Raw genomic sequence first — 3,735 nt, 5'->3', positions numbered from 1 at the left:
GCAAGCAGCAGTTGTACGCAATTCGGTTCGAAGACTAGAAAGCTTAGGGTTTGCCGTTACCATTTCAGAAGTTTCCTAACCCTTAATTCACCTAATGTAATATTGATTTAATTAGGCGCTGTACTTTTTAAAAAATTAACGAACTGCGTCTCTCTTTAGTTTTGCCTTTTTTATTAGTCACCTGCGATATGAATTTTCATGGTAGTTGAGTGAAAAAATGGAGCATCTGCACAGCGGCAGCTTGCTCCACTATCGTACCCGTTACTTCAATGAATCATCTTTTTCCGCAATTAGTCATATCGCTTGATAACCCCAGTTGTAATCTTAGGCAAGTTTTCTCTGTATAATAAAAGGCAGCCAAAATGGCGGACCTAAAATTAGAATTATGCCTTTCTTCTAACCGGGATCCATACTTCACAAATAGATTCGGTGTGACTGTCATTTGCCCAAAAGTACTTCTCCATACACAATCCCTCCACCTGTTCAAAATTTGAAGATGGGAACCATTCCGAATAAATTCGTCTCCAGACATTTTGGATTTCTAACCCGATCTCCACGTCATCCGGAATCGATTCTCGACTTTCGAACACCGCATAGCTTTGATTAGGGACATGAAGGGTGATTAGCCCATCTGGGACTTCTTTTCCTTCCGGCAGCTCGACACCCATCATATAGCGCCTAGTACCATCCTCGCTATAATCAAAGTAATATCCGTTTAACAGAGAACCCACAGGTCTGCCAACGGCCTCGTTAATCCGGTCATGCGTGCCATTCTTCCAAATTCCCTCCACGAAAGCCGGTATCTCCGTGAAAGGGTCTTTCTTGATGATGACGTCCTTGCCGACTACTGTTGAAGCCTTTTCCTCTACAATGCGATAGTTCATTTCGGTTTCCCCTTTAATCTGAATTTGAAAGGAGATTCGGGGAAACGCTTTGAGCTTCACATTCTTTTTCTTTGCCGCAAGCGGCGACACGCCATGCATCCGTTGAAATGCTTTGGCGAATGCTTCTGGACTCTCATAACCATACTTCAGTGCAATATCGATGACCTTACTATCCGTTCCGGCTAACTCTTCCGCCGCAAGCGTAAGACGACGGTTGCGTACATATTCGGTTACTGTAAAGCCCGTCAATGCATGGAACATCCGCTGAAAATGATACTTCGATGACATCGCAGCCCTAGCAATATCGTCGATCTCGATGTCCGTGTGCAGATGCTCTTCCACGTAATCAATCGCTTGCCGAAGTAATCGAAGCGCCTCCACTATTTCTCATCTCCTCTCTTTTTCAGTTTAGAAGAACCGCTGAATGAATTCCTGTTCGAAAGTGCTTCGTTTTGTCTGAAAAAACTTGCCGTTAATTAAGGTTCACCGTGCTGTCTGTAATGACAAGTTTTTAAGGCCATCCTTTGCGGGATGGCCTTTCTTTACACCACAGATTATGGAATTAATTGCGTTCTTCCATTGGAGCTTAAAGCCTAAATCGAACTGAATGCGAACATTATTTCAGCTTCACAAACTAATTCATTGTTTACCGTGGCGACGCCTTTTCCTTTGACTATCTGTCCCTTGATTCGAGTCACATCGAATACAAGATGGAGTTGATCTCCCGGTTTTACTTGCCTTTTAAAGCGACAATTATCAATACTAGTCAATAAACCTATCTTATGATTACTGCTCTCTCCATTGGACATAACAATTCCACCCACTTGTGCTAGTGCTTCTACAATTAAGACTCCAGGCATGACGGGATAGTCGGGAAAGTGACCAAGGAAATAAGGTTCATTGAAGGTCACATTTTTAATTCCAACTGCTTTCTTTCCCTCAACAATTTCCGAAATTTTATCGACCAAAAGAAATGGGCTTCTATGTGGAATAACCTCTTTAATTCTATTGATATCTAGCATGGATTGCCTCCTCTGATTGGTTTATTACCATTTTATCGCTACTTGGAAAGATCGGCCATAATTAAACTGATCTGTCTTTACTTCACCGAAAAAAGCAGCCGATCGTTCAGGCCGGCTGCCGTCGTGTCTTTATCAGCTATCGTACCCGTTAGCGGAATTTTTCAAATTTACAGCACTATTGCACGCTCACCTAAATACTCAGAAAATCGAATTAAATAGCCATCAGGGTCTTGTACTAAAAATTGCTTTACTCCAACCTCTGCATCTGTTTTACGATACCATTTTACTTCTGGTTCCATAAAAATCGGATAGTTTTGCGTACATAAATTATCATAAATTAGTGCAATTGAATCTACAGTAATTTGAAAATTAATGCCTCGTCCAAATGGATAAGTAAGCTCATCTGTTATCCAATTCCTTGATCTACCGATTTCTTCTAACATCAATTGTGCATTTCTTTTCTCTATATAAGCAAACCCTTCTTCTAATCGTTCATAGCGTATTTGAAATAACATGTATCACACCAAAAAATAAGACTTTTTTCAATATTTTTCACAAGTAACTCTGGTACTAAATCAATCATTTCTTCACATCCCTTTCGATTCTACTGCCAATTACTTCAACAAAAGGAGCAAACGCTGCCGCGGCGCTTGCTCCTTTGATCTTTACCACGCTATCGTACCCTTTAGTTCAATCAATAGGAATAATTAAGTACACTGCATCTCGCAAATCACCCGATCAAAGCGCAGCGCCTTAAGATCATTCTCATGGATCCAATAATAAATCCGGCCTACGTCTCCCCACATGATCCCTGTCTTGTCTTCCTCTGAATCGATTTGCAGTAGCATGCGCCACTTCACAGCCGAGTCCACGATTTGCTTGCGTACTTCCGGCTTTTCCATAAGGTCCCAGGTGTGTCCCCCGTATGTCATCTCACAACGGACCTGCATATCACCCTGAATTTGATCGGGATGCCCCATGAGACGATTAATATACCCCTCTCTTTCCCATTGCTTTCCGAACTCTGACAAGAATACCTCCCAGTATTTATTGAAATCCTTCCGGTTGCCATTCCAGCCAAGCCCCAAGCTTTCCAGAAAGGCAGACTCCGAGGCCGGTACAGATAGCTCGGGGATAAACGAAACCCGATTAGACCTCATCCGTGCTTCTTCTTTTAGACGGCCAGGTGTATTCCTGCGTGAAATATGATCGAGCCGATCAGTACCCGTATAGATGACGCGGCAAGTATCAGGATCGCCAAAAAAATATTCATCCTTGAACATGGATTGTACAGCATAGAAAAAGGATAGAAGACCACTCTGTGGAAGAGAAAGCTCCGAGGGACATTCCGCCAGGTTAATCTGAGCGATGAAAGTCATCTCATCATTCTTCCACCTGGGCCATTCCACTTCTTCGGGAAGATCCGGATTGCCGCCAACTTTGCTGCTTCCAATAGGGATCGAAACATCAGGTACAGGCTCTAGGATAAGTTGGGCTGTTGAATAAATCCAGAAGGCAATCGCCTGCTTATATTGTTCAAGCCCTGCTTGCTCAAGCAGTTGAATAATCGCTTCTTTACTCATCGTAAAGCTCCTTCAAAAGATATTTTAATTCGTCCATGCACATTCTGTGTTTTGTCCATGGCTGCTAATCTTATAGTGTGTAGGGAGTGCCTCGTTGCGCTAACGTACCCAATAGCTTAATCCCCTCTCAAGGGGGTTATTCGCATCAAACAGGTATTTATTTCATTTGTCGTTTTTAAGTGACTTACTGTCACTTTTGATTTTCTTCGGTATGCTCACGCTCACTGGCTGTAATAAAAACTCCTA

The 3,735-nt window shown here is 42.5% G+C and carries 4 protein-coding genes; all 4 read right to left on the bottom strand.

Annotated features, from left to right (window positions below):
- Nucleotides 1–383 precede the first annotated feature (383 nt).
- The 4 genes from DFP97_RS30090 to DFP97_RS30075 all read right to left on the bottom strand — a co-directional run bounded on the left by DFP97_RS30090 (nt 384) and on the right by DFP97_RS30075 (nt 3,489).
- Nucleotides 384–1,265: an AraC family transcriptional regulator gene (locus DFP97_RS30090; RefSeq protein WP_114384332.1), complete on the bottom strand. Its 882-nt coding sequence runs from the start codon at nt 1,263–1,265 to the stop codon at nt 384–386.
- Nucleotides 1,266–1,477: 212 nt separating this feature from the next.
- A complete protein-coding gene (gene fabZ / locus DFP97_RS30085; protein WP_114384331.1) occupies nt 1,478–1,906 on the bottom strand; it encodes a 3-hydroxyacyl-ACP dehydratase FabZ in 429 nt (142 codons plus the stop codon).
- Between the two features lie 167 nt (nt 1,907–2,073).
- The gene (locus DFP97_RS30080) at nt 2,074–2,421 is read right to left on the bottom strand and encodes a VOC family protein (RefSeq protein ID WP_220271208.1); all 348 of its coding nucleotides are present in this window, start codon (nt 2,419–2,421) and stop codon (nt 2,074–2,076) included.
- Nucleotides 2,422–2,613: 192 nt separating this feature from the next.
- Nucleotides 2,614–3,489 (bottom strand): YwqG family protein, encoded by an 876-nt coding sequence (locus tag DFP97_RS30075; protein WP_114384330.1) that lies wholly within the window; start codon nt 3,487–3,489, stop codon nt 2,614–2,616.
- Nucleotides 3,490–3,735 lie beyond the last annotated feature (246 nt).

It is taken from the genome of Paenibacillus prosopidis (assembly GCF_003337375.1).
In the GTDB taxonomy this organism is placed as follows: domain Bacteria; phylum Bacillota; class Bacilli; order Paenibacillales; family Paenibacillaceae; genus Pristimantibacillus; species Pristimantibacillus prosopidis.
Note: the sequence above shows the minus strand (reverse complement) of the source record. Positions and strands in the feature narration are given on the sequence as shown.